Source organism: Paenibacillus sp. 01T422 (assembly GCF_056398785.1).
The window spans coordinates 1-3657 of record NZ_JBFTQB010000674.1 but is presented as its reverse complement, the minus strand read 5'-3'; the positions used below and the strand labels follow the sequence as shown (position 1 = coordinate 3657).

At 45.9% G+C, this 3657-nt stretch carries 4 protein-coding genes and 1 pseudogene; all 5 read left to right on the top strand.

Features of this window, described 5'->3' with window-relative positions; translation table 11 throughout:
• Positions 1-542 (top strand): DUF5696 domain-containing protein (locus tag AC1DUA_RS28675; RefSeq protein WP_477502997.1); only part of this gene is annotated, 542 nt, incomplete at its 5' end.
• A complete protein-coding gene (locus AC1DUA_RS28670) occupies positions 539-1399 on the top strand; it encodes a carbohydrate ABC transporter permease (protein ID WP_477502996.1) in 861 nt (286 codons plus the stop codon). The genes AC1DUA_RS28675 and AC1DUA_RS28670, both read left to right, overlap by 4 nt.
• Before the next feature lie 66 nt (positions 1400-1465).
• Positions 1466-2383 (top strand): carbohydrate ABC transporter permease, encoded by a 918-nt coding sequence (locus AC1DUA_RS28665; RefSeq protein WP_477502998.1) that lies wholly within the window; start codon positions 1466-1468, stop codon positions 2381-2383.
• Positions 2384-2423: 40 nt separating this feature from the next.
• On the top strand, positions 2424-3128 hold the full coding sequence (locus AC1DUA_RS28660) for a hypothetical protein (protein WP_477502995.1): 705 nt from the start codon (positions 2424-2426) through the stop codon (positions 3126-3128).
• A 28-nt stretch (positions 3129-3156) separates the two neighbouring features.
• Positions 3157-3657, top strand: a pseudogene (locus tag AC1DUA_RS28655) (hypothetical protein); the annotation flags it as partial.

Genomic DNA, 3657 nt, shown 5'->3' with positions numbered 1-3657 from the left:
AAGATACGCTTGGCGGTGTACAGGGAGATAAATCGAATGTCTACGCGCTGCCGCATATCAATTACATCCGAGGCATGGTTTATGACAATTCCTACGATTTATTCTCAGATGAATCTGTGCCATTCGCCCAAATTGCTACACACGGATTAGTTTCGTATTCATCCGAATATGTGAACAACCGTCAGGAAGATGTGAACGATTTCTTACGGGATATCGAATACGGAGCGGCGCCATCCTTCGTATTCACGAAAGCTGAAACGAAAAAATACGTGAATTCATACGGCTTGCGCTTCTATAACACGTATTACCCAGATTGGGAAAATTTCGCCTCCGAGCAGTATAAGCGATATAACGAAGCGCTCGGAGATGTGCAAGATCAGTTTATTACCGGACATCAGAAACTTGCTGAAGGTGTGAAAGAGACGACTTATTCCAATGGAAAACGAATTATCGTTAACTATAATTTGACGGAATACCGGAACGGGGATGTGGTCGTACCGGCACATAACTTTGTTGTCATTCGAGGAGGGGGAGGCAAATGAATCGTAAAGCGAGAATTAGGTCATCCCTGATCGAATATTTGGAAGGAACGTTGTTCATAGCCCCATGGTTCATCGGCTTTATCTTTTTTATGGCGTTCCCGATCGGCTATTCCTTATTTATGAGTTTCCAGGATGTCACGATAACCGCAACCAAGACAACGACCCGTTTCATCGGCTGGACGCATTATAAGTATATTCTGTTTGAGAACGGAAGCCTGTTGTACAATCAACTGCTACCATTCCTGCGCCAAGCGCTTTTTATGATTCCGATCATTGTTATTTTTGCGCTGTTAATCGCTATTATACTGAATCAGAAATTCCCAGGCCGCACATTTTTTCGTGCCATCTTCTTCCTGCCCGTCATTTTGGCGACAGGAGAAGTTGTGAAGGAGTTTCTGACGCAGGGCGAAGGCGATCTCGGTTTTATGTCCAAATTTAACATTTCAGGCCTTATCCAGGCTAACTTATCAGCAACTTGGTCAGATCCGCTAATTTCCATTCTGAACTCGTTCGTACTTATTCTGTGGTACTCCGGCGTTCAAATTATGATCTTCCTGGGTGGCAGACAGACGATCTCGAATTCCGCTTATGAAGCAGCGCGCATTGATGGAGCAGGTCCTTGGGAAACGTTCTGGAAAATTACGCTTCCTGCAATGACGCCGTTCATTTTCCTCAATTTGATTTATACCGTTGTCGATTTATTTACTTTTCCAACCAATCCGATTTTGTCGAAGGTAAGGGAAAGCGAGTATGGACAATACAGCGCTTTGTTCTGGATCTATTTCATGATCATCGCTTTTTTCTTAGCGATCCTCTTCATTATTTTCGCCAGGGTGACAAAGTCACATCGTGCTTAACACGTTTACGACAGGAGGGATGACGTTATGTTTCGTATCAAATTGAAAGAAGAGCAGACGATCGGCATGCTGCAGCTGCTCAGTAAAATCCGCTATGCGATTATCGGAAGAGAAGCGGATAAAGGTCTATTATTCAAGTTGTTCATCTACTTGATCTTGCTGGATACGGCTTACATTTATTTGAAGCCGATCCTGCACATGATAGCGACCATGGTCAAAAATGCGGACGATTTGCTCGATCCCGCCGTCAATTGGTTCCCAAGGACGATCTACCTTGGGAACCTCCAGGAGGCTTGGTCGTGGATGAAATATCCAAAGGCGCTAGGCATCAGCCTGGGCCTCTCGCTTTCGGTCGCTATCCTGCAAACCTTATCGTGCGCAGTTACGGGTTACGCATTTGCTAGGCTGAAAATCCCCTTTAAGCGAGTGCTGTTTTTTTTCCTGATGTTAACCTTTATTGTGCCCATGCAAGTTACGATCCTGCCTAATATTATTTATGCCAGGCAGTTAGGTCTCCTGAATACGATTTATCCGATCATTGTTCCGGCCTTTTTCGGCTTGGGGTTAAAAGGAGCCCTGTTCGTTATCATTTACCGGCAATTTTTCTCCACGCAGCCGAAGGAGCTGGAAGAAGCAGCCCGTATTGACGGGGCTGGCGTCTTTAAAATCTTTTACAAGGTCATGATGCCGCTTGCCAAACCAGCGATTCTCGTCGTATTTCTGTTCTCCTTCATCTGGACATGGAACGACTTCTATCTGCCGAGCATGTACTTATCGGATATTGAAACAGCGCCCCTATCGCTCGGGATTGAGAAGATTGCATCCGCACTGCGTCAACAAGCAGAAGCTTATGGTCCGTCCGTAAATGATGAAGCAATCCGAATGTCCACAACGTTTTTAATGATTATCCCGCCACTTCTCTTGTACACGTTCACGCAGCGATGGTTTGTAGAAGGCGTAGAACGAACAGGCTTAGTGGAATAGAAACGTAGGAACTAACAGTTGAAGCGGAGGGTAAAAAGAGATGAAACGTCTTCTCGCATTATGTTTAGTTGGCGTCATGATTGCCATGCTGGCGGCTTGTTCGAAATCAACGCAGAGTACGGCAGGCACGTCAGCTGGACCAGTCAAAATGCTCTATATCAAACGTGGTGAAGGGACGAATGATCCCTATGTGGTGAAGCATTTTGAGAAGATAGGTTACATCGTCATTGATATGGCGGATAACGTATTCAAGACAGAAAATGTGAACGGCTATGGGGTCGTTTATGTCAGTCCTACGGTCAATGCTTCCAGGATCAATGCCCAGCTTAAAGGCTCCAAGGTGCCCGTTGTATATGCCAAGCCCCAAGTGGCAAGTATATCAGCGTTAACGGGGCTGCTTGATTACAATGAGCTGAGCGCGGCGAAAACCGTTCAAATTAAAGACAGCAAACATCCGCTTGCAGCTGGATTTAAAGATCAGGTTACCGTTTATAAAAATGATGGAAAAATCGGTTACGCCATTCCGGGCAAAGAGGCTGTTACGATTGTAACGGCGCCCGGGGATGATAAGAAAGCAGTTGTTTTCGGCTATGAGAAAGGGGCAAAAAATATCAATAATGAGCCGGTACTTTCCCGGCAGGTGTTCTTCTATTTGAGTGCAGGGGAAGAAATGAATCAAACCGAGGATGGCTATAAACTTTTGGATGCAGCTGTTCAATGGGCAGCTCAGAATGGACAAAAATAAACGTGCCTGACAAGGAGGAAGTCCGTCTATGAAAAGGGTAAATGCAGCCTTGATGGCCTGTATGGTCTTTACGTTATCCGCTTGCAGCTCGGTCGCTAGTCATCCCGTATCGGTATCGAATCAACCGTCATCCAGTGCTGCAGCGAAATCGCAGAGCAATGGGAAAAGTGTGCTTTTTATCGGCCAAGAAGGCGGTGGAGACGGGATTGTGATCAAGCGGTTCAAAGAAAAACACGGGATGAATGTGACCGTGGTTGCTGATAAAGAAGTGACAACTGAGAAAGCGAACGGATTCTCCTTAATTTTCGTCAGCGAGTCTGTAAATTCGGGGAAAATCAAGGACAAATTCGTCAGTGTTCCCGTGCCTGTTATCTACGACGAGCCGCAAATTTCCGGTGATACCGGTATGACGGATGTGGACATGAACGGCAAGCTCGAAGGCAACAATGCGGCCAAGACGATTCAGATCCGCAACAGTCAGCATGCGCTGGCTGCTGGTCTGCAAAACAATGTGGATGTCTACAAAGAC

Excerpts from the sequence above, each read along its gene's own strand:
- AC1DUA_RS28670 (WP_477502996.1), top strand. The coding sequence starts at position 539 with ATGAATCGTAAAGCGAGAATTAGGTCATCCCTGATCGAATATTTGGAA.
- AC1DUA_RS28665 (WP_477502998.1), top strand. The coding sequence starts at position 1,466 with ATGCTGCAGCTGCTCAGTAAAATCCGCTATGCGATTATCGGAAGAGAA.
- AC1DUA_RS28660 (WP_477502995.1), top strand. The coding sequence starts at position 2,424 with ATGAAACGTCTTCTCGCATTATGTTTAGTTGGCGTCATGATTGCCATG.